Genomic DNA, 17,515 nt, shown 5'->3' with positions numbered 1-17,515 from the left:
CTCACTCTTCCAGCTTGCTCAGCAGGTACTTCGGTTCACCGATGCGCTCGATCAGGTCGAGCTGGGTTTCCAGCCAGTCGATGTGCTCTTCTTCCGAATCGAGGATCTTCACGAACAGCTGGCGGCTGACGTAGTCGCCGACCGAATCGGCATACGCCACGGCCTCGCGCAGGGTGACCACGCCATCGCGTTCCAGCGACAGGTCGCACTGCAGGATCTCGGTCGGGTTCTCACCAATGCGCAGCTTGCCCAGCGCCTGGAAGTTCGGCAGGCCTTCGAGGAACAGGATGCGGTCGGCGAGCATGTCGGCATGCTTCATCTCGTCGATCGATTCCTTGTACTCGTGTTCGGCCAGTTCCTTGATGCCCCAGTTCTTCAGCATCTTGGCATGCAGGAAGTACTGGTTGATCGCGGTCAGCTCGTTGTAGAGGACCTTGTTGAGGAATTCGATGACCTTGGTGTCGCCCTTCATGGGGATGCTCCTGCACGCTGAAAACGCAGGCACTTTAACGCCTTGCCTGCAGCCGTGAAGGAACGCGAATCGTGCGCATTGGCCTGTGCGGCCGCACGTGAAGAATGCGAAAGCGCGCCGTCAACGCGCCGCCAAGAGACGATCAGGCGACCTGGGCCAGACCCAATACCGGCAGCGGCAGATCGTGGGTGGCACGCGCCTTGGCCAGCAGATCGCCGGCCATGTCCAGGCAGGAACCGCAGGTAGCGCCACAGCCGGTACGCATGGTCAGTTCGGCCACCGTACTGACGCCATGGCTGGCGGCTTCGCGGATCTGGTGGTCGGTGACTCCGTTGCAGATGCAGACGTACACAGGCGTGAACCGGGCTGGCAGGCCAGAAGCGGCCTGTTGGCTATTCCAATGGAAACGAGAATGGTTGTCAATCAGAGACCTGAACCATTCTCGATACCGTTCAGCCCGTCAGCTGGCCGGGCCATCGCCCGTGGCCTTCTTCGGCCAGTAGCCGCGGGTCCGAGGGCGCTTGCGTGGGCGGTCGTGCCCGGCGGTATGGCCAGGCATCCAGGCTTCGGCGGCGCTCTTGGGCATGGCGGTAACCCCCTGCCCGGCCACCCCGCGGGCCAGCGGCGCCAGATGTCGCAACGCACGCGCATAGACGCCACGCTTGAACATCACCACATGCTCCACCGGGTACCAGAAGTCCACCCAGCGCCAGTGGTCGAACTCGGGCGAGTCGGTGTGGTCCAGCTTCACGTGGGATTCGTCGCCGGTCAGGCGCAGCAGGAACCAGACCTGCTTCTGGCCGATGCAGACCTGCCGCTCATTGCGGCGGATGGCCCGCGCCGGCAGCTTGTAGCGCAGCCAGCCGGGCGTCGCCCCGAGCACTTCCACATGCTCGGGCAGCAGGCCGGTCTCTTCCTGCAGTTCACGATACATGGCCTCGACAGGCGTCTCGTCGGTGTTCATGCCACCCTGCGGGAACTGCCAGCCGTCCCGGCGCACGCGTCGTGCCCAGAACACCTGGCCGTCCTGCCGCATCAGCACGATGCCGACGTTCGGTCGATAGCCGTCCGGATCGATCACGATGCGGACTCCTAAGAAAATCTACTGGCCGGGACTATCCCATGCCCTCTGTCGGCCCACAAGCACGACACAAAAGTGTTGACAGGGGCGGTACACATCCGCAGAATAGCGGGCTCACCAAGGCTATGTAGCTCAGCCGGTTAGAGCACAGCACTCATAATGCTGGGGTCGGTGGTTCGAGTCCACCCATAGCCACCACACTGAAAATCAAGTTGTTTTTCAGCGTGAAAAGTGAGAAAATAGTTGCACGTTTTGCCCCGTCGCCAAGCGGTAAGGCACCTGACTCTGACTCAGGCATTCGGTGGTTCGAATCCATCCGGGGCAGCCAAATTAAAAGCAAAAGGCCAGATCGAAAGATCTGGCCTTTTGCTTTTAATCTGGTCGCGCATTCCACCTTGTCCCCGCGCCTGTCGGCACACCCCCTTGAACAACAAGGGGGCTCTTCTCCAGAAAGAACCCCAGGGTCGGATCCTTTTCCGCAGGGAAAGGCCCTGACCCCACCCTCCCGACACGCGAGACCACGGGTAGTGCCGGCCGCTGGCCGGCGACCAGGAAATCCATGACCCCGGAACGACAAAAGCCCGGCCGAAGCCGGGCTTTTGCTTTTCCATCCAGCGGGCTCCCGAAGGAGCCCAACCAGGCGCGGTAAATCAGCGCTTGGAGAACTGGGTGGCGCGGCGGGCCTTGTGCAGACCGACCTTCTTACGCTCGACTTCACGGGCGTCACGGGTCATGAAGCCAGCCTTGCGCAGCTCGGACTTCAGGGTTTCGTCGTACTCGACCAGAGCACGGGCGATGCCCAGACGGATCGCACCGGCCTGGCCGGTGGTGCCGCCGCCAGCGGCGGTGACCAGGATGTCGAAGCTCTCGGTGTTCTTGGTCAGCTCGAGCGGCTGGCGCACGATCATGCGCGCGGTCTCACGACCGAAGAACTCGTCCAGCGGACGGCCATTGACGGTGATGTTGCCCGAACCCTTGCGCAGGAACACGCGAGCGGTGGAGGACTTGCGGCGGCCAGTGCCGTAGTTTTGAGTGATAGCCATGATTAGATATCCAGAACCTGCGGCTGCTGTGCGGCGTGCGGATGCTCAGTGCCAGCGTAGACCTTGAGCTTGCGGTACATCTGGCGACCCAGCGGGCCCTTCGGCAGCATGCCCTTCACGGCGATCTCGATCACGCGCTCCGGGTGGCGCTCCAGCGCCTGGGCCAGGGACTCGGTCTTCAGGTTGCCGATGTAACCGGTGAAACGGTGATACATCTTGTCCTGCAGCTTCTTGCCGGTGACGGCAATCTTTTCTGCATTGATGACGACCAGGTAGTCGCCGGTATCAACGTGCGGGGTGTAGACCGGCTTGTGCTTGCCACGCAGACGGCGGGCCAGCTCGGTGGCGAGACGGCCCAGGGTCTTGCCCTCGGCGTCGACGAGGTACCAGTCGCGCTGGACGGTCTCGTTCTTGGCAGTGAAAGTGCTCATGAAGAACTCTAGGTTAGGTCGGGCTCATTGCGGCGAAAGGCTCGCCGGAACTCTGCCACGCGTTGTAAAAAGGTGAAGCGTAAGAGGCGGGATTGTACTCATCCTGCCGCGGGAGCGCAACCCGTCCCCTGGGCCGGGTTGGCAGGGGCGCGGGGCCGGGCGAGAATCGGGGTGTCTTCCGCCCCACCGCGTACTGCCATGACCGTGCTCCGCCAGACCACTCCGCTGGACCACCTGCTGACTGAGGCGCAGCGCGCCCTGGACACAGTGTTCGGCAATCCGCCGGCGGCCCGCCCCTACCCCGCCACGGACACCGGCGAGCCCGGCATGGACAGCGCCGAGCGGCGCCATGCCGCAGGCCTGATGCGGATCAACCACGTCGGCGAGGTCTGCGCGCAGGGCCTGTACTTCGGCCAGGCCGCCGTGGCGCGCGACCCGGCCACGCGGGAACACCTGCTGGAAGCGGCGCAGGAAGAAACCGACCACCTGGCCTGGTGCGCCACCCGGCTGGCCGAACTGGACAGCCGTCCGAGCCTGTTCAACCCGCTGTGGTACGCCGGCAGCTACACCATCGGCACCCTGGCCGGGCTGCGCGGCGACGGCTGGAACCTGGGCTTCGTGGTCGAGACCGAGCGCCAGGTGGAGGCCCACCTGGACGAGCACCTGGTCGACCTGCCGGCCGGCGACCTGCGCAGCCGCGCGGTCATCGCGGTGATGAAGGAAGACGAGGCCCGCCATGCGGACCACGCCGAGCAGGCCGGCGCTCGCCGCCTGCCGTTCCCGATCCCGGGCGTGATGGCACTGGCCTCCAGGGTGATGAAGACCATCGCCTACCGCATTTGAAGGGTCGCCCGCACCAACGGTGCGGGCCTACCAAGAGGTGCGGGGGGGGGCCGACGGTGGGGCCCGACCGTTGGTCGGGCCATCAATCAGTTCGGCGAGACCAGCTTCAGGCCGATCACACCAGCCACGATCAGGCCCACGCAGGCCAGGCGGGCCGGCGATGCGCTGTCGTTGAACAGGTAGATGCCCAGCACCGCCACGCCCATGGCACCGATACCGGTCCAGATCGCGTAGGCCGTGCCGACCGGGATGCTCTTCATCGCCTGGCTCATCAGGTACAGGCTGATCAGCGCGGATACCACCGTGGCAGCGGTGGGCAGGGGTTTGCTGAAGCCTTCGGAGTACTTCATTCCGAGGGCGAAACCGATCTCGAACAGGCCGGCCAGCAGCAGGTAGATCCAGGGCATGGGTGGGGGCTCCTTACCTTTTTTGAAAAAAACGAAACGGCCCGGTGTTTTCACACCGGGCCGTGGGTCGGTACATCACCGTGGAACTGTAACGCGTGCGGGGGCACTGGTTCCACGGGGCGGGTCGTCCCGCCTGGGTGGCGATGCCTGCGGGCATCGCACATGGGGCTTACTCGGACAGGTTGCGGCCGTGGAACAGCTCTTCGATCTCGCGCTTGAGCAGCGCTTCGATCTTCATGCGTTCCTTGAACGACAGGTTCTTGGCCTTTTCCTCGAACAGGTACTGGTCCAGGTCGAAGTCCTTCAGGTGCATCTTCGTGTGGAAGATGTTTTCCTGGTAGACGTTGACGTCGAACATCTCGTAACGCGACTTGATGTTCTTGGCCAGGAAGTTCTGGATCGAGTTGATCTTGTGGTCGATGAAGTGCTTCTTGCCCTTCACATCGCGGGTGAAGCCACGGACGCGGTAGTCCATGATCACGATGTCCGACTCAAGGCTCTCGATCAGGTAGTTCAGGGCCTTCAGCGGGGAAATGACGCCACAGGTGGCCACGTCGATGTCCGCGCGGAACGTCGCGATACCTTCCTGCGGATGGGTTTCCGGGTAGGTGTGGACAGTGATGTGGCTCTTGTCCATGTGCGCGACCACGGCGTCGGAGATCAGCTCCTTGCCGGCCAGCTTCTTGTCGATCACCGGCTCTTCGGAGATCAGGATGGTCACCGAGGCACCCTGCGGGTCGTAGTCCTGGCGGGCCACGTTCAGGATGTTGGCGCCGATGATCTCGGCGACATCGGTCAAGATTTGAGTCAGCCTGTCGGCGTTGTACTCTTCATCGATGTATTCAATGTAACGCTGACGCTCCTCTTCGGTGCGCGCGTAACACACGTCATAGATGTTGAAGCTCAGCGCCTTGGTGAGGTTGTTGAAACCCTGCAGCCTCAGGCGAGGCAACGGCTTGACCACGGCGGTCGATTCCTGTGTAAGAAGGGAAAGGGGGAATTATGGGGCAAACTGCCCCCGGGGGGAACGTGAAGACGCAAGAGTTCTGGCACACTGTTTGCCCTTAACAATTGCGCTGGTTAAGCTCCGCTATCGACCCCGTGAATCCGTTCATGCGCAGAGGGAGCGCCCCTATCGTGTCAACCGTGCGCCTAGCTAGCAGTCCACTGGCCTTGGATATCGCCACCATCGATCGTTTCCTGGCGCACAGCCACCGGCGGCGATATCCCACCCGTACCGACGTCCTCCGACCCGGTGACCCGGCGGGAACCCTGTATTACGTTGTCAGCGGCTCGGTTTCAATCATGGCCGAGGAAGATGACGATCGAGAGCTTGTGCTGGGCTACTTCGGTGCCGGCGAGTTCGTTGGCGAAATGGGCCTGTTCGTCGAATCGGACCGCCGCGAGGTGATCCTGCGGACCCGTACCGCCTGCGAACTGGCCGAAATCAGCTACGAGCGCCTGCACCAGCTGTTCCTCGGCCCGCTGTCGGCCGACGCCCCGCGCCTGCTGTATGCGCTGGGCCAGCAGATTTCCAAGCGCCTGCTCGATACCAGCCGCAAGGCCAGTCGCCTGGCATTCCTGGATGTTACCGATCGGATCGTGCGCACACTGCACGATCTGGCGCAGGAACCAGAAGCGATGAGCCATCCGCAGGGCAGCCAGCTGCGCGTGTCACGCCAGGAACTGGCGCGCCTGGTCGGCTGCTCGCGCGAAATGGCCGGCCGCGTGCTGAAGAAGCTGCAGACCGACGGCCTGCTGCATGCCCGCGGCAAGACCGTGGTGCTGTACGGCACCCGTTGACGGTTGAGCACCCGGTGGGTGCGGACCTTGGTCCGCACTCCTTCGCGCGCTAGGCTCGGTGCATGGAACTGAGCAGCGAATTCTGGTGGTTCATCCTCATCGGCCTTGGCGCGCAGCTGGTTGACGGCGCACTGGGCATGGCCTTCGGCCTGGTGTCCTCGTCGGTGATGCTGAGCATGGGCCTGCCACCGGCGCAGGTCAGCGCCAGCATCCACACCGCTGAAGTGTTCACCACCGGCGCCTCGGGCGTGTCGCACCTCGCCGCCGGGAATGTCGATAAACGCCTGTTCCTGCGGCTGGCCCTGCCCGGTGCGGTGGGCGGCGCCCTGGGCGCGTACGTGCTCACCCAGATCCCCGGCGACATCATCCGCCCCCTCATCTACCTGTACCTGCTGGTGCTGGCGATCATCATCCTGGCGCGCGCCGCGGGGCGCTGGATGCCCAAGGGCGAGATCCGCCGGGTACCGGTGCTGGGCTTCTTCGCGGGCCTGCTGGACGCCAGCGGCGGTGGCGGCTGGGGACCGATCGCCACGTCCACCCTGCTCGCCCGTGGCGGCCAGGCGCGCACCACCATCGGTACGGTCAACGCGGCCGAATTCGTGGTCACGTTGACCGTGTCAGCGACCTTCCTGTTGTCGATGGGCGTGCAGCACCTGCAGATCGTCGCCGGCCTGCTGATCGGCGGCATGATGGCCGCGCCGGTGGCGGCGATCCTGGTCAAGCGGGTGAAGGAGCGCTGGGTGCTGGTGGCCGTTGGCGTGCTGGTGCTGGGGATCAGCCTGTTCCAGATCGGCCATGCGGTGTACGGGTACCTGGGGCATTGAGCGTTTGCCGGCCAGCGGCCGGCACTACCGGGACGGAGGAGGGTAGTGCCGGCCGCTGGCCGGCAGATCCGTCATCGTGCGATGGGGTCAGGCCCCGGACGGGATCCGGCCCCGGGCTACGCCTTGTCGCCGCCGCGGTCCACGCAGCCCCAGTTGAGGATGCGGGTGCCGGCCGGCAGCACGCGGCGGAAGAAGTCCACCCTGGATCGCTTCGGGTTCACCACCACCGGCGCCTTGGCGGCCAGCAGCAACGGCAGGTCGGCGGTGCTGTCGGAGTAGGCGATGTCGATATTGCCGTAGCCGCGCTCGCGCAGCATGCGCATCTTTTCTTCGTTGTGGCAGTGGCGGGTCGGGCCGACGCCGCCCAGTCGCGGGCCGACCTCGGTGCCGATCACCGGCACGTCCTGGTGGGCAACGAACGCCAGGATGGCGCGGGCCAGTTCCGGCGGCGCGCCGGTGGCGACCACTACACGGTCGCCCTTGGCGCGGTGCGCGGCGAACACCTCCAGCGCCTGCGGCAGCAGCTTGGCGCGCATCTGCGCCTCGTTGCGCAGCACGTAGGCATCGATCACCTTGTTGAAATCGCGCGCACGGTGCAGGCCGAAGCTGCCGATCCACACGTAGACCGAAATACCCGTTCGGCGGGTCGGCAGCATCGCCACCAACGGCCCGGCGATCGGCGTGACCAGCAGCGCGGCCAGCATGCGCAGCGGGTTGCGCTTGATCAGCGAGGCGAACAGATGGGTGCCCGAATCGCCGTCGTAGAGGGTGTGGTCGAAATCGAAGACCACCAGCGGCGCATCGTCGCGCGGCGTCGGATAGTGCGTTGTCATGCCGCGAAGAATAGCTGACGCAGGCCCTCGCCCGGCTCTTCCACGCGCATGAAGGCCTCGCCGACCAGGAATGCATGGATGCCGGCATCGCGCATCAGCGCGACGTCCTGCAGGCCGAGGATGCCACTCTCGGTGACCAGCAGGCGGTCACGCGGCACCGCCTGCTGCATGTCCAGCGTGGTCTGCAGCGACACCTCGAAGGTGCGCAGGTTGCGGTTGTTGATGCCGATCATCGGCGCCGGCACCTGCAGCGCGCGCTCCAGTTCGTCGATGTCATGCACTTCCACCAGCACGTCCATGCCCAGCGACAGCGCCAGCTCGGACAACGTGGCCAGCTGGGTATCGTCCAGCGCGGCGACGATCAGCAGGATGCAGTCGGCGCCCAGCACGCGCGCCTCGTACACCTGGTAGGCGTCGATGACGAAATCCTTGCGCAGCACCGGCAGCGTGCAGGCTTCGCGGGCCTGCTGCAGATAGGCGTCGGCGCCCTGGAAGAAGTCCACGTCGGTCAGCACCGACAGGCAGCTGGCGCCACCGAACTCGTAGCTGACGGCGATGTCGGCCGGGCGGAAATCCGGGCGGATCACGCCCTTGGAAGGGCTGGCCTTCTTCACCTCGGCAATCACCGCCGGGTCGCCATTGGCCACCGCCGCCTGCAGCGCGCGCACGAAGCCACGTACCGGCGGGGCGCTGGCCACGGCGGCCTGCAGCTCCTCGAACGGGCGCTGGGCGCGGCGCTGGGCCACTTCTTCGGCCTTGCGGGCCAGGATCGTCTGCAGGATGTCGCTCATCGTCTTCGGGTCGGTGCGGGGGGCGGTGAGGACGGCCATTATCGGCCATCGAGAGGGTCAGGCTGAACCGCGCGCTCAGGCAACCAGCGCGCGGGTGGTCTCCACATACTGCTGCAGGCGCTGGCGGGCGCTGCCATTGGCGATGGCGGCACGGGCGCGGGCCAGGCCATCGCCGATGTCGCTGGCCACACCGGCCACGTACAGGGCGGCACCGGCATTCAGCGCGACGATGTCCAGCGCCGGGCCCGGCTCGTTGTCGAGCACGGCGCGCAGCATCTGGATGGACTGTTCCGGGCCGTCCACGCGCAGGTTGCGGCTGGCCGACATGGCGATGCCGAAGTCCTCCGGGTGGATCTCGTACTCGCGCACCTTGCCGTCGCGCAGTTCGCCGACCAGGGTGCCGGCGCCCAGCGAGATCTCGTCCATGTTGTCACGGCCCCAGACCACCATCGCGCGCTCGGTGCCCAACTCGCGCAGCACGCGTGCCTGGATACCCACTAAATCGGGGTGGAACACGCCCATCAGCACCGACGGCGCGCTGGCCGGGTTGGTCAGCGGGCCAAGGATGTTGAAGATGGTGCGTACGCCCATCTCGCGGCGGACCGGCGCGACCACCTTCATCGACGGATGGTGGATGGGCGCGAACATGAAGCCGATACCGGTTTGTTCGATCGCGGCGGCCACCTGGGCCGGCTGCAGCTCGATGGCCGCGCCCAGCGCTTCCACCGCATCGGCGCTGCCGGACTTGGACGACACGCTGCGGTTGCCGTGCTTGGCCACGCGCGCACCGGCCGCAGCGGCGACGAACATCGCACAGGTGGAGATGTTGAAGGTGTGCGAGCCATCGCCCCCGGTGCCGACGATGTCGACCAGGTGGGTGGTATCGGCCACCGGCACGGCCAGCGCGAATTCACGCATGACCGTGGCCGCAGCGGCGATCTCGTCGATGGTTTCCTTCTTCACACGCAGGCCGGTGAGGATGGCGGCGGTCATCATCGGCGACACGTCGCCACGCATGATCTGCCGCATCAGGTCGACCATTTCGTCGAAGAAGATTTCGCGATGTTCGATGGTGCGATGCAGGGCTTCCTGGGGGGAGAAGCTCATGGGAATGCTCCTTGGATCAGGCCGCCGGGCGCTGCAGGAAATTGCGCAGCAGGGCGTGGCCGTGTTCGGTGAGGATGGACTCGGGATGGAACTGCACGCCTTCCACCGGGAACTGGCGGTGGCGCAGGCCCATGATCTCTTCGATCGAGCCGTCGTCGTTCTCGGTCCAGGCAGTCACTTCCAGGCAGTCCGGCAGACTGTTCTTGTCCACCACCAGCGAGTGGTAGCGGGTGGCCTGGTAGCGGTCCGGCAGGCCAGCGAAAACGCCCTTGCCTTCATGGCGGATCGGCGAGGTCTTGCCGTGCATGATGTTGCCGGCACGGATGACCGTGCCGCCGTAGACCTGGCCGATGCCCTGGTGGCCCAGGCACACGCCGAGGATCGGCGTGGTCGGGCCCAGGCGCTCGATCAGTTCCAGCGACACGCCCGCTTCGTTGGGCGTGCACGGGCCGGGCGAGATGACGATGCGCTCGGGCTTCTGCGCGGCGATCTCGTCCACGCTCATTGCATCGTTGCGCACCACCTTCACCTCGGCGCCCAGCGTCTGCAGGTACTGCACGAGGTTGTAGGTGAAGCTGTCGTAGTTGTCGATCATCCACAACATGGTCAGGTTCCGTCGCTTATCAGGAAAATGGCGTACACGTTTTCGGTGTAGGTGATGGGGCCGGCTTCCACCGACTCGCGCAGGCGCGAGCCCGTGGTCTCGATGCTGTTCATCGGTGCCTCGGGCGCGGGCGGCGAGGGCGGCGTCACCAGATCCCCACTGCTGGGCCAGTTGCCCGCCTGCACGCCATAGGCGAAGTTCGGCGCCACATCGGAGATGCTGTACAGGCCACGCAGCTGGGTGCCGTAGGCCTTGGCCAGGCCCTGCGCAGACTGGCGGGTCTGGGCCGCCGCCTCGCCCTTGAGTTCGCGGCGCAGCGCCACTTCGCCCGAGTAGGTCGGGGCCACGCTGCTGACCTGCACGTTCTCGTTGGCCTTCAGCGCCCCCAGCACGTCCTGCATCTGCTGGACGCTGGCGAAGCTGGCGCGCAGTTGGCGTGACACGCGGGTGCCGATGAAAACCTGCCGATTCTGCTCATAGCGCGTCGCAGGACCAATCCGCAGGTTGTCCGCGCGCACGCTGCCTTCCACCGCCTTGTGCTGCTTGAACAGTGCCAGCACGCGGGCAACGTTGTCCTGCACGCGGCGGCGCGCGGCGTCGGCGTCCATGTCGGTCTCTTCGATGTTCAACTGCAGGCCGAACCGGTCCGGCATCACCACGCGACGCGCCTCGCCCTTCACCAGCAGGTGCGGCTGCGAGGGAATGGTATTGGCCTGCGCCCACGCAGACGGGGCCATCGTGGCCAGCAGTGACGACCACAGCAATGCGCTCAGCAGCTTCATGCGGTACTCCTTGTCTTCAACGGGAACAGCGGAACGACCACGGCGCGGCGCCGTGGCGAGGCAGGCTTACAGGCCCTTGGCAGCCTGGGCAACGGCGCGGAACAGCGCGCGGCCCTTGTTCATCGTCTCGTCCCATTCCTTGTCCGGGTCCGAGTCGTAGACGATGCCGGCGCCGGCCTGCACGTACAGGCGGCCGTCCTTGATCACCGCGGTGCGGATCGCGATCGCGGTATCGGCATCGCCGTGCCAGCCGATGTAGCCGATGCTGCCTGCGTAGACATTGCGCTTGATCGGTTCCAGCTCGCGGATCACTTCCAGCGCGCGGATCTTCGGCGCGCCGCTGACGGTGCCTGCCGGGAAGGTGGCACGCAGCACGTCGGCGTAGCTCAGGCCCGGCTGCAGCTGCCCGGTCACTTCGCTGACGATGTGCATGACGTGGCTGTAGCGCTCGATCACGAACTGCTCGCCCACTTCCACGGTGCCCGCCCTGGACACACGACCGGCATCGTTGCGGCCGAGGTCGATCAGCATCAGGTGCTCGGCGCGTTCCTTCGGGTCGGCCAGCAGCTCGGCTTCCAGCGCCAGGTCCTGCTCGGGCGTGGCGCCACGCGGGCGGGTACCGGCGATCGGGCGCACGGTGACTTCGCCATCCTGCAGGCGCACCAGGATTTCCGGCGAGGAGCCGACCACCTGCAGGTCGCCGACATCCAGGAAATACATGTACGGCGACGGATTCAGTGCACGCAGCGCGCGGTACACATCCACCGGCCGCGCCTTGAACGGCACGCTCAGGCGCTGGCTGAGCACCACCTGGAAGATGTCACCGGCGCGGATGTATTCCTTGCTGCGCTGGACCGCATCGACGAAGCCTTCGCGGGTGAAACCGGAGACGAAATCGGATTCATCCAGCACATCGCTGTTGAGCGGTGCCGGATAGCCGGCGCCCGGCGCGCGCAGCTTGGCAGTCAGTGCATCCAGGCGCGCCTGCGCCTGTTCGAAGGCGCCGTCGACACGCGGGTCGGCGTGCACGATCAGGTACAGGCGGCCCTTGAGGTTGTCGAACACGGCCAGCTCGTTGGAGTCCAGCAGCAGGATGTCCGGCGTGCCCAGCTCATCGCGGCCGGCCGGCGGGGCCAGGCGTGGTTCGATGTAGCCGATGCACTCGAAGCCGAACCAGCCGACCAGGCCACCGGTGAAGCCCGGCAGGCCTTCCAGCTTCGGCACCGAGTGGGCGCTGCGCAGCGCCTCGACCTCGGCGAACGGGTCGGCCACCTCGCGGGTGTCCACCACCTGGCCGTCTTCGCGCACGGTCAGCGTGTGGCCGTGGAAGGCGTACACGCGGCGCGCCGGCAGGCCGATGATCGAGTAACGACCAAAGCGCTCGCCGCCTTCGACAGATTCAAACAGGTAGGTATTGGGGCCGTCGGCGAGCTTCAGATAGACCGAAAGCGGCGTGTCCAGGTCGGACAGCACTTCGCGGACGACGGGAATATGGGTGTGGCCTTCAGCGGCCTGCTGCTGAAACTGAGCGTGCGAGTTCAAGACGACTTTCCTTCCGGGACACAGCGTTATGGGGGCGGACGACGGCAACGGGCCACCATCGCCACCAACGGCGTGCGGAAGAAAGGGTATGCGGGGTCGTCAGGCTGGACACCCCTTGACTGTATCGCAGCTTGGACGGCAGGGGAACCCTGGAAAACTGAACCACGGGACGGGCGGGGCCAGCCACGGGAACCGACGACGCGGACCGGTAGAGTCGACTGTTGGTCGACTTGCGCGCGTAGCGCGGGGTTTTACGCCGTCGGAACGAAGAGCAGTCGACTAACAGTCGACTCTACCTCCCTACCCACCCAGCAACGGGCAGCCAGGCGGAAGATGCATCCGCACCCTGCCCGGCACGCACTCGATGCGGAACTGGCGGGCCTGTACCGGCTCGCCATCCAGATTGAGGGTCAGTGGGCGCTCAGATGCGATCTCCAGCCACGGCAGCCGCGCGCGCGTGGCCAGCTGTTCGAGCGCGGCCTGGGTGCCCGACTTCAGCATCTGGCCGAGCGTGGCGGTGACCTCACCCTCCAGTTCCGGAAGCACGGTGACATCCAGCAGCCCATCATCGATCAATGCCTGCGGACACAGTTGCTGGCCGCCACCGGCCTGGCGACCATTGCCGATGCCGAGCGCAATGAAGTCGCCTTCCCACGCGAAGTCCGGACCGGACAACCGTGCGGTGATCGGCTCGATGCGGCCCAGCTTGGCGATGCCGGTGATCACATAGGCCAGCCCGCCCAGCATCTTCTTCAAGCCCGCATCAGTCTCCACCGTCACCTGCGTGCCGAAGCCACCGCTGGCGAGATTGGCGCACCACCATTGGGTGCCATCGGCGTCCACGCGCAACAGGTCAATGGCGTGCGGCGTCGCCTGCCCGATCAAGGCGAAGGCCTCCTTCGGTTCGGTCGGTATGCCGGCCGCAGTCGCGAAATCGTTGGCGGTCCCCATCGGGATCAGCGCCAGCGAGGGCAGCGCATCTGCCAGCTCCTCACGATGCGCCAGTGTCTCGGCCACTGCACTGAGCGTGCCATCGCCACCGGCGGCCACGATCACATCCACGCCATGGTCGATCGCCTCGGCGACATAGCGCTCGGCGTCACCGTCCTCCCAGGTCACCCGCACTTCCAGCTGCACGCCCTGTCCGCGCCAATGGCCGACGGCGTCGCGCAACTCATCATTGCCGGCGGATTTGCCGTTGAGGATCAGGCGCCAGCGCGGGGTGGTCATGCAGAGCTTCCAGGGATGCGGTGGCACAGGCTAGCAATGCGCTGTTTGCCTGCGGTGAATGTCACGCAGATGTCATTCAGCTACCGGAGAATGGGAGTCCATAGCAGGGACGACGGATGGAGGCAGGATCAGCCTCCCACGCATGCAGCGAGGCCACGCCAGTGATTGGCGTGGCTTTTTTTTTGGGGTGTGCAGGGAGTGCGAACCAAGGTTCGCACCCACCCGGTTGGTAGATCCACGCCATGCGTGGATGCACTTCGCTTCACCCGTTGGCGAAATCGTGCAGCGCCTGGCCCTGCAGCCGGTACACCGTCCACTCGTCCTGCGGCTTCGCACCGGCAGCGGTGTAGAACTCGATGGCCGGGGTGTTCCAGTCCAGCACCGACCATTCGAAGCGACCGCAGCCCTCGGCCACGGCCTGGCGTGCGATGTACTTCAGCAGTGCCTTGCCGGCGCCCACGCCGCGCTTTTCCTGGCTGACATACAGGTCTTCCAGGTAGATGCCCTTGCGGCCCAGCCAGGTGGAGTAGTTGTAGAAGTACACCGCATAGCCGATGGCCTCGCCGTCGGCTTCGCAGATCAACGCGCGCGCCGTGGCATCGGCGCCGAACAGGCTCTCGGCGATGCCGATCTCATCGGTCTGTACCGAATGCTCGGCCTTCTCGTAGATGGCCAGTTCGTGGATGAAATGCAGGATCAGGCCAGCATCGGCCACGGTGGCCGGACGGATGTTCAACAGTGCCATGCGCAGATAAAGGGGACGGAGGGAATTAAACGAGATTAATCCCCTCCGTCCCCTTTTTGTCAGCGGGCGGCGGCGACGTTGGCGCGCATCTGCGCGATCACGTCCTGGTAGCTGGTCTTGGCGTTGAAGATGGCCGAGCCGGCGACAAAGGTGTCGGCACCGGCAGCCGCGATCTCGCCGATGTTGTCGGCCTTCACGCCGCCGTCGATCTCCAGGCGGATGTCCTTGCCGCTGGCATCGATCATCTTGCGCACCACCTTCAGCTTGTCCAGCGCCGAGGGGATGAAGGCCTGGCCGCCGAAGCCCGGGTTGACCGACATCAGCAGCACCAGGTCCAGGTCATCCAGCACCCAGTCGAGGATGTCCACCGGCGTGGCCGGATTGAGCACGATGCCCGGCTTGCAGCCCAGCGAACGGATCAGCTGGATGGTGCGGTGCACGTGGCGGCTCGCCTCCGGGTGGAAGCTGATGTAGGTGGCACCGGCCTCGGCGAAGTCCGGGATGATGCGGTCCACCGGCTCGACCATCAGGTGCACGTCGATCGGCGCGGTCACGCCGTGCTTGCGCAGCGCCTGGCAGACCATCGGGCCGATGGTCAGGTTCGGCACATAGTGGTTGTCCATCACGTCGAAGTGGACCCAGTCCGCGCCAGCGGCGAGGACGTTGTCGACTTCCTCGCCGAGGCGGGCGAAGTTGGCGGACAGGATGGAGGGGGCGATGAGGCAGTGGGACATGGCCGGGCCTTGCAACGAGGGGAAAGGGGTCAGCGCTTGCGCAGGGTCTTGATGCGGTCGTAGGCGGCGTTGATGCGCCGCGACTTCTGCTCGGCCTGCTGCTGCAGCTCGGGGGCGGCGCCGCCAAGCTTGTCGGGGTGGTACTGCGAGATCAGCTTGCGGTAGGCGCGCTCGACCTCGGCATCGGTGGCCTCGGAGGTCAGCCCCAGCTCCCGGTACGGATTCTCCTTGTTCAGGCGGAACCAGTCCGAATCGAAGGCATGGCCGATCAGCAGGCCGACCACCGCCCCGAACAGCGGATTGGGCCGGAACAGCAGGGCGCCGGCGATGAATCCGAGCAGTTTTCCGTACCAGCGCATGGCGCTCCGGGGTCGACCGACGAAATGGACGCTCATTTTACGTCACAGCGGGCCCGGACGGCTTTACACTAGGCCGCCCGCTGGTCAGCGGGCCCGCCGGGTCCGTTGGGCAGCAGCCGTATCGACAACGCCCCAGGAGTGCCCGTGCCAACCACGCTGTTGCAATCCGATCTCCCCGGCCTGCCCTTGCGCCATCGCGGCAAGGTGCGTGATGTGTTCGATATCCCGCGCGAGCGGCTGCCAGCCGGAACCCCGCCGGGCGAGTACCTGCTGATGGTGGCCACCGATCGCCTGTCGGCGTTCGACGTGGTCCTGCCCGACCCGATTCCGGGCAAGGGCGAGATGCTCTGTCAGGTCTCCAACTTCTGGTTCGCCAAGACCGCGCACCTGATGCCCAACCACCTGACCGGCATCGACGTGGCCAGCGTGCTGCCCGAAGGCGTGGACCCGGCCCTGTATGCCAGGCGCGCGGTGGTCACCCGCAAGCTGAAGCCGGTGCCGGTGGAAGCGATCGCCCGCGGCTACCTGATCGGCAGCGGCTGGAAGGATTACCAGCGCACCGGCAAGGTCAGCGGCATCGACCTGCCCGACGGCCTGCGCCAGGCCGAGCAGCTGCCCGAGCCGATCTTCACCCCCTCGACCAAGGCCGCCGTGGGCGATCATGACGAGAACATCGATTTCGATGCGATGGTGAAGCAGGTCGGTGCGGAACTGGCCGAGCGCGTGCGCGACGCCACCCTGCGCATCTACAAGTTCGCGGCCGATTACGCCCGCGAGCGCGGCATCATCCTGGCCGATACCAAGTTCGAGTTCGGTACCGACGCCGATGGCCGCCTGTACATCATGGACGAGATGCTGACGCCGGATTCCTCGCGTTACTGGCCGGCCGACGAGTACGAAGTGGGCACCAGCCCGCCGAGCTACGACAAGCAGTTCGTGCGCGATTACCTGGAGACGCTGGACTGGGGCAAGACCGCCCCGGGCCCGACCATCCCGGCCGAGATCATCGAGCGCACCCGCGCCAAGTATGCCGAGGCACTGCAGCGCCTGGCCGGGATCAGCGTCGACTGATGCGCCTGCGCCCCCGGCCGGAAAGGCGGGGGGCGCTCTGAAGGGTAGTGCCGGCCGCTGGCCGGCAACCTCACGAACACCTGCAGCCAGGCATGGCCTGGCTCTGGTAGTGCCGGCCGCTGGCCGGCAACCTCACGAACTCGGCTATGCTTTGGAGTGCCGGCCAGCGGCCGGCACTACCGTTGTCCGAGGAAGCAACGCAGCATGCAGACATCCACCGAGCTTGCGCGGCCGATCGACCGCTATTTCGCCAGCTACTCCGACGACCACCGCAATGTGATCAACCAGCGCATCCACGTGGTGGCGGTCCCGGCGATCCTGTGGTCGGTGGTGGCTCTGCTCTGGTGCCTGCCGCCGCTGATCACCTGGTTCCAGTACGGCATCTGGTCGGCGTTCGCGATGTTCAGCGCCTGGTGCTTCTACAACAAACTGTCGCGCCCGCTGGGCATCGGCATGCTCATCCAGTTCTTCGTGTTCGGCTGCCTGTGCCGCCTGCTGGAGGCCGAAATCGGCCTGCACAACCTGTTCTGGCTGGCGGTGGGCGTGTTCGTGGTGGCCTGGATCGCGCAGTTCATCGGCCACAAGTTCGAGGGCCGCAAGCCCAGCTTCCTGACCGACCTGACCTACCTGCTGATCGGCCCGGCCTGGGTGATGGCCAAGTTCTACCGCAAGCTCGACTGGCGCTACTGACCTGCCCAGGGTCGACGGCGCCCCTCGTTTCCTGAACGGGCAGATTCCATCACCCGCACTCCACGACGGCCCTGCCAGCCTGCGCCGGTGATCCGCTCCCCACTTCCCGCCCGTCGACGGCAG

Annotated in this window: 22 protein-coding genes and 2 tRNA genes; 7 read left to right on the top strand and 17 right to left on the bottom strand. The window is 65.7% G+C overall.

What is annotated here, in order from left to right:
- Window position 1: 1 nt before the first annotated feature.
- From bfr to AC5P5S_RS05860, 3 genes are all read right to left on the bottom strand, one after another.
- Complete coding sequence (gene bfr / locus AC5P5S_RS05870) at window positions 2-472, bottom strand: bacterioferritin (RefSeq protein ID WP_005414691.1); 471 nt, start codon at window positions 470-472, stop codon at window positions 2-4.
- A gap of 142 nt (window positions 473-614) precedes the next feature.
- Entirely contained in the window at window positions 615-824 is a 210-nt protein-coding gene (locus tag AC5P5S_RS05865) for a (2Fe-2S)-binding protein (protein ID WP_005411309.1), read from the bottom strand.
- 108 nt (window positions 825-932) lie between these two features.
- A complete protein-coding gene (locus AC5P5S_RS05860; RefSeq protein ID WP_005411310.1) occupies window positions 933-1,553 on the bottom strand; it encodes an RNA pyrophosphohydrolase in 621 nt (206 codons plus the stop codon).
- Window positions 1,554-1,674: 121 nt separating this feature from the next.
- Between AC5P5S_RS05860 and AC5P5S_RS05855 the strand changes: the two genes are divergently transcribed.
- Window positions 1,675-1,751 (top strand) — tRNA-Met (locus tag AC5P5S_RS05855).
- A 55-nt stretch (window positions 1,752-1,806) separates the two neighbouring features.
- Window positions 1,807-1,881, top strand: a tRNA-Gln gene (locus tag AC5P5S_RS05850).
- A 322-nt stretch (window positions 1,882-2,203) separates the two neighbouring features.
- Here the strand turns inward: AC5P5S_RS05850 and rpsI are convergent.
- Window positions 2,204-2,596 carry a 30S ribosomal protein S9 gene (gene rpsI, locus AC5P5S_RS05845; RefSeq protein WP_005411311.1) on the bottom strand — a complete coding sequence of 131 codons (393 nt, stop codon included), beginning with the start codon at window positions 2,594-2,596 and terminating at the stop codon, window positions 2,204-2,206.
- A 2-nt stretch (window positions 2,597-2,598) separates the two neighbouring features.
- Window positions 2,599-3,027 (bottom strand): 50S ribosomal protein L13, encoded by a 429-nt coding sequence (gene rplM / locus AC5P5S_RS05840; RefSeq protein ID WP_005414692.1) that lies wholly within the window; start codon window positions 3,025-3,027, stop codon window positions 2,599-2,601.
- Between the two features lie 198 nt (window positions 3,028-3,225).
- On the opposite strand from rplM, the gene coq7 reads away from it, so the two are divergent.
- Window positions 3,226-3,870: a 2-polyprenyl-3-methyl-6-methoxy-1,4-benzoquinone monooxygenase gene (gene coq7 / locus AC5P5S_RS05835; protein ID WP_005411313.1), complete on the top strand. Its 645-nt coding sequence runs from the start codon at window positions 3,226-3,228 to the stop codon at window positions 3,868-3,870.
- An 86-nt stretch (window positions 3,871-3,956) separates the two neighbouring features.
- On the opposite strand, the gene AC5P5S_RS05830 is transcribed toward coq7, so the two are convergent.
- Complete coding sequence (locus AC5P5S_RS05830) at window positions 3,957-4,277, bottom strand: DMT family transporter (RefSeq protein WP_005411314.1); 321 nt, start codon at window positions 4,275-4,277, stop codon at window positions 3,957-3,959.
- A gap of 169 nt (window positions 4,278-4,446) precedes the next feature.
- The gene (gene speD, locus AC5P5S_RS05825) at window positions 4,447-5,241 is read right to left on the bottom strand and encodes an adenosylmethionine decarboxylase (RefSeq protein ID WP_005411315.1); all 795 of its coding nucleotides are present in this window, start codon (window positions 5,239-5,241) and stop codon (window positions 4,447-4,449) included.
- Between the two features lie 149 nt (window positions 5,242-5,390).
- On the opposite strand from speD, the gene crp reads away from it, so the two are divergent.
- Window positions 5,391-6,080 (top strand): cAMP-activated global transcriptional regulator CRP, encoded by a 690-nt coding sequence (crp, locus tag AC5P5S_RS05820; protein WP_495276294.1) that lies wholly within the window; start codon window positions 5,391-5,393, stop codon window positions 6,078-6,080.
- 62 nt (window positions 6,081-6,142) lie between these two features.
- Window positions 6,143-6,904, top strand: a complete 762-nt coding sequence (locus AC5P5S_RS05815) for a sulfite exporter TauE/SafE family protein (protein ID WP_005411317.1) — start codon at window positions 6,143-6,145, stop codon at window positions 6,902-6,904.
- Window positions 6,905-7,020: 116 nt separating this feature from the next.
- Here AC5P5S_RS05815 and AC5P5S_RS05810 read toward each other — a convergent pair whose 3' ends face one another.
- The 10 genes from AC5P5S_RS05810 to AC5P5S_RS05765 form a co-directional block, all read right to left on the bottom strand.
- On the bottom strand, window positions 7,021-7,737 hold the full coding sequence (locus AC5P5S_RS05810) for a haloacid dehalogenase-like hydrolase (protein ID WP_005411318.1): 717 nt from the start codon (window positions 7,735-7,737) through the stop codon (window positions 7,021-7,023).
- Entirely contained in the window at window positions 7,734-8,528 is a 795-nt protein-coding gene (gene trpC / locus AC5P5S_RS05805; RefSeq protein ID WP_062605847.1) for an indole-3-glycerol phosphate synthase TrpC, read from the bottom strand. Before trpC ends, AC5P5S_RS05810 begins: the two co-directional genes overlap by 4 nt.
- 75 nt (window positions 8,529-8,603) lie before the next feature.
- Entirely contained in the window at window positions 8,604-9,635 is a 1,032-nt protein-coding gene (gene trpD / locus AC5P5S_RS05800; RefSeq protein ID WP_049395616.1) for an anthranilate phosphoribosyltransferase, read from the bottom strand.
- Between the two features lie 16 nt (window positions 9,636-9,651).
- Window positions 9,652-10,239, bottom strand: coding sequence for an anthranilate synthase component II (locus AC5P5S_RS05795; RefSeq protein ID WP_012481439.1), 588 nt, complete (start codon window positions 10,237-10,239; stop codon window positions 9,652-9,654).
- Window positions 10,240-10,241: 2 nt separating this feature from the next.
- Complete coding sequence (locus AC5P5S_RS05790; protein ID WP_049407132.1) at window positions 10,242-11,021, bottom strand: SIMPL domain-containing protein; 780 nt, start codon at window positions 11,019-11,021, stop codon at window positions 10,242-10,244.
- A gap of 66 nt (window positions 11,022-11,087) precedes the next feature.
- On the bottom strand, window positions 11,088-12,563 hold the full coding sequence (gene trpE, locus AC5P5S_RS05785) for an anthranilate synthase component I (RefSeq protein ID WP_024957679.1): 1,476 nt from the start codon (window positions 12,561-12,563) through the stop codon (window positions 11,088-11,090).
- A 300-nt stretch (window positions 12,564-12,863) separates the two neighbouring features.
- Complete coding sequence (yegS, locus tag AC5P5S_RS05780) at window positions 12,864-13,793, bottom strand: lipid kinase YegS (RefSeq protein ID WP_062605514.1); 930 nt, start codon at window positions 13,791-13,793, stop codon at window positions 12,864-12,866.
- A gap of 262 nt (window positions 13,794-14,055) precedes the next feature.
- Window positions 14,056-14,538, bottom strand: coding sequence for a GNAT family N-acetyltransferase (locus AC5P5S_RS05775; RefSeq protein ID WP_062605509.1), 483 nt, complete (start codon window positions 14,536-14,538; stop codon window positions 14,056-14,058).
- 59 nt (window positions 14,539-14,597) lie between these two features.
- Complete coding sequence (gene rpe, locus AC5P5S_RS05770; RefSeq protein ID WP_005414702.1) at window positions 14,598-15,272, bottom strand: ribulose-phosphate 3-epimerase; 675 nt, start codon at window positions 15,270-15,272, stop codon at window positions 14,598-14,600.
- A gap of 29 nt (window positions 15,273-15,301) precedes the next feature.
- On the bottom strand, window positions 15,302-15,631 hold the full coding sequence (locus tag AC5P5S_RS05765; protein ID WP_005411327.1) for a J domain-containing protein: 330 nt from the start codon (window positions 15,629-15,631) through the stop codon (window positions 15,302-15,304).
- Between the two features lie 144 nt (window positions 15,632-15,775).
- On the opposite strand from AC5P5S_RS05765, the gene AC5P5S_RS05760 reads away from it, so the two are divergent.
- Together AC5P5S_RS05760 and AC5P5S_RS05755 are read left to right on the top strand one after the other, a co-directional pair.
- Complete coding sequence (locus AC5P5S_RS05760) at window positions 15,776-16,702, top strand: phosphoribosylaminoimidazolesuccinocarboxamide synthase (RefSeq protein ID WP_043034284.1); 927 nt, start codon at window positions 15,776-15,778, stop codon at window positions 16,700-16,702.
- Window positions 16,703-16,906: 204 nt separating this feature from the next.
- Window positions 16,907-17,392: an Mpo1 family 2-hydroxy fatty acid dioxygenase gene (locus tag AC5P5S_RS05755; RefSeq protein WP_005411329.1), complete on the top strand. Its 486-nt coding sequence runs from the start codon at window positions 16,907-16,909 to the stop codon at window positions 17,390-17,392.
- Window positions 17,393-17,515 lie beyond the last annotated feature (123 nt).

The sequence above is a fragment of the Stenotrophomonas sp. YJH_SMC_54 genome (assembly GCF_059368435.1).
Note: the sequence above shows the minus strand (reverse complement) of the source record. Positions and strands in the feature narration are given on the sequence as shown.

Excerpts from the sequence above, each read along its gene's own strand:
- bfr (WP_005414691.1), bottom strand. The coding sequence starts at position 472 with ATGAAGGGCGACACCAAGGTCATCGAATTCCTCAACAAGGTCCTCTAC.
- rpsI (WP_005411311.1), bottom strand. The coding sequence starts at position 2,596 with ATGGCTATCACTCAAAACTACGGCACTGGCCGCCGCAAGTCCTCCACC.
- rplM (WP_005414692.1), bottom strand. The coding sequence starts at position 3,027 with ATGAGCACTTTCACTGCCAAGAACGAGACCGTCCAGCGCGACTGGTAC.
- coq7 (WP_005411313.1), top strand. The coding sequence starts at position 3,226 with ATGACCGTGCTCCGCCAGACCACTCCGCTGGACCACCTGCTGACTGAG.
- AC5P5S_RS05830 (WP_005411314.1), bottom strand. The coding sequence starts at position 4,277 with ATGCCCTGGATCTACCTGCTGCTGGCCGGCCTGTTCGAGATCGGTTTC.
- crp (WP_495276294.1), top strand. The coding sequence starts at position 5,391 with ATGCGCAGAGGGAGCGCCCCTATCGTGTCAACCGTGCGCCTAGCTAGC.
- AC5P5S_RS05815 (WP_005411317.1), top strand. The coding sequence starts at position 6,143 with ATGGAACTGAGCAGCGAATTCTGGTGGTTCATCCTCATCGGCCTTGGC.
- AC5P5S_RS05810 (WP_005411318.1), bottom strand. The coding sequence starts at position 7,737 with ATGACAACGCACTATCCGACGCCGCGCGACGATGCGCCGCTGGTGGTC.
- trpC (WP_062605847.1), bottom strand. The coding sequence starts at position 8,528 with ATGAGCGACATCCTGCAGACGATCCTGGCCCGCAAGGCCGAAGAAGTG.
- trpD (WP_049395616.1), bottom strand. The coding sequence starts at position 9,635 with ATGAGCTTCTCCCCCCAGGAAGCCCTGCATCGCACCATCGAACATCGC.
- AC5P5S_RS05795 (WP_012481439.1), bottom strand. The coding sequence starts at position 10,239 with ATGTTGTGGATGATCGACAACTACGACAGCTTCACCTACAACCTCGTG.
- AC5P5S_RS05790 (WP_049407132.1), bottom strand. The coding sequence starts at position 11,021 with ATGAAGCTGCTGAGCGCATTGCTGTGGTCGTCACTGCTGGCCACGATG.
- yegS (WP_062605514.1), bottom strand. The coding sequence starts at position 13,793 with ATGACCACCCCGCGCTGGCGCCTGATCCTCAACGGCAAATCCGCCGGC.
- AC5P5S_RS05775 (WP_062605509.1), bottom strand. The coding sequence starts at position 14,538 with ATGGCACTGTTGAACATCCGTCCGGCCACCGTGGCCGATGCTGGCCTG.
- rpe (WP_005414702.1), bottom strand. The coding sequence starts at position 15,272 with ATGTCCCACTGCCTCATCGCCCCCTCCATCCTGTCCGCCAACTTCGCC.
- AC5P5S_RS05765 (WP_005411327.1), bottom strand. The coding sequence starts at position 15,631 with ATGCGCTGGTACGGAAAACTGCTCGGATTCATCGCCGGCGCCCTGCTG.
- AC5P5S_RS05755 (WP_005411329.1), top strand. The coding sequence starts at position 16,907 with ATGCAGACATCCACCGAGCTTGCGCGGCCGATCGACCGCTATTTCGCC.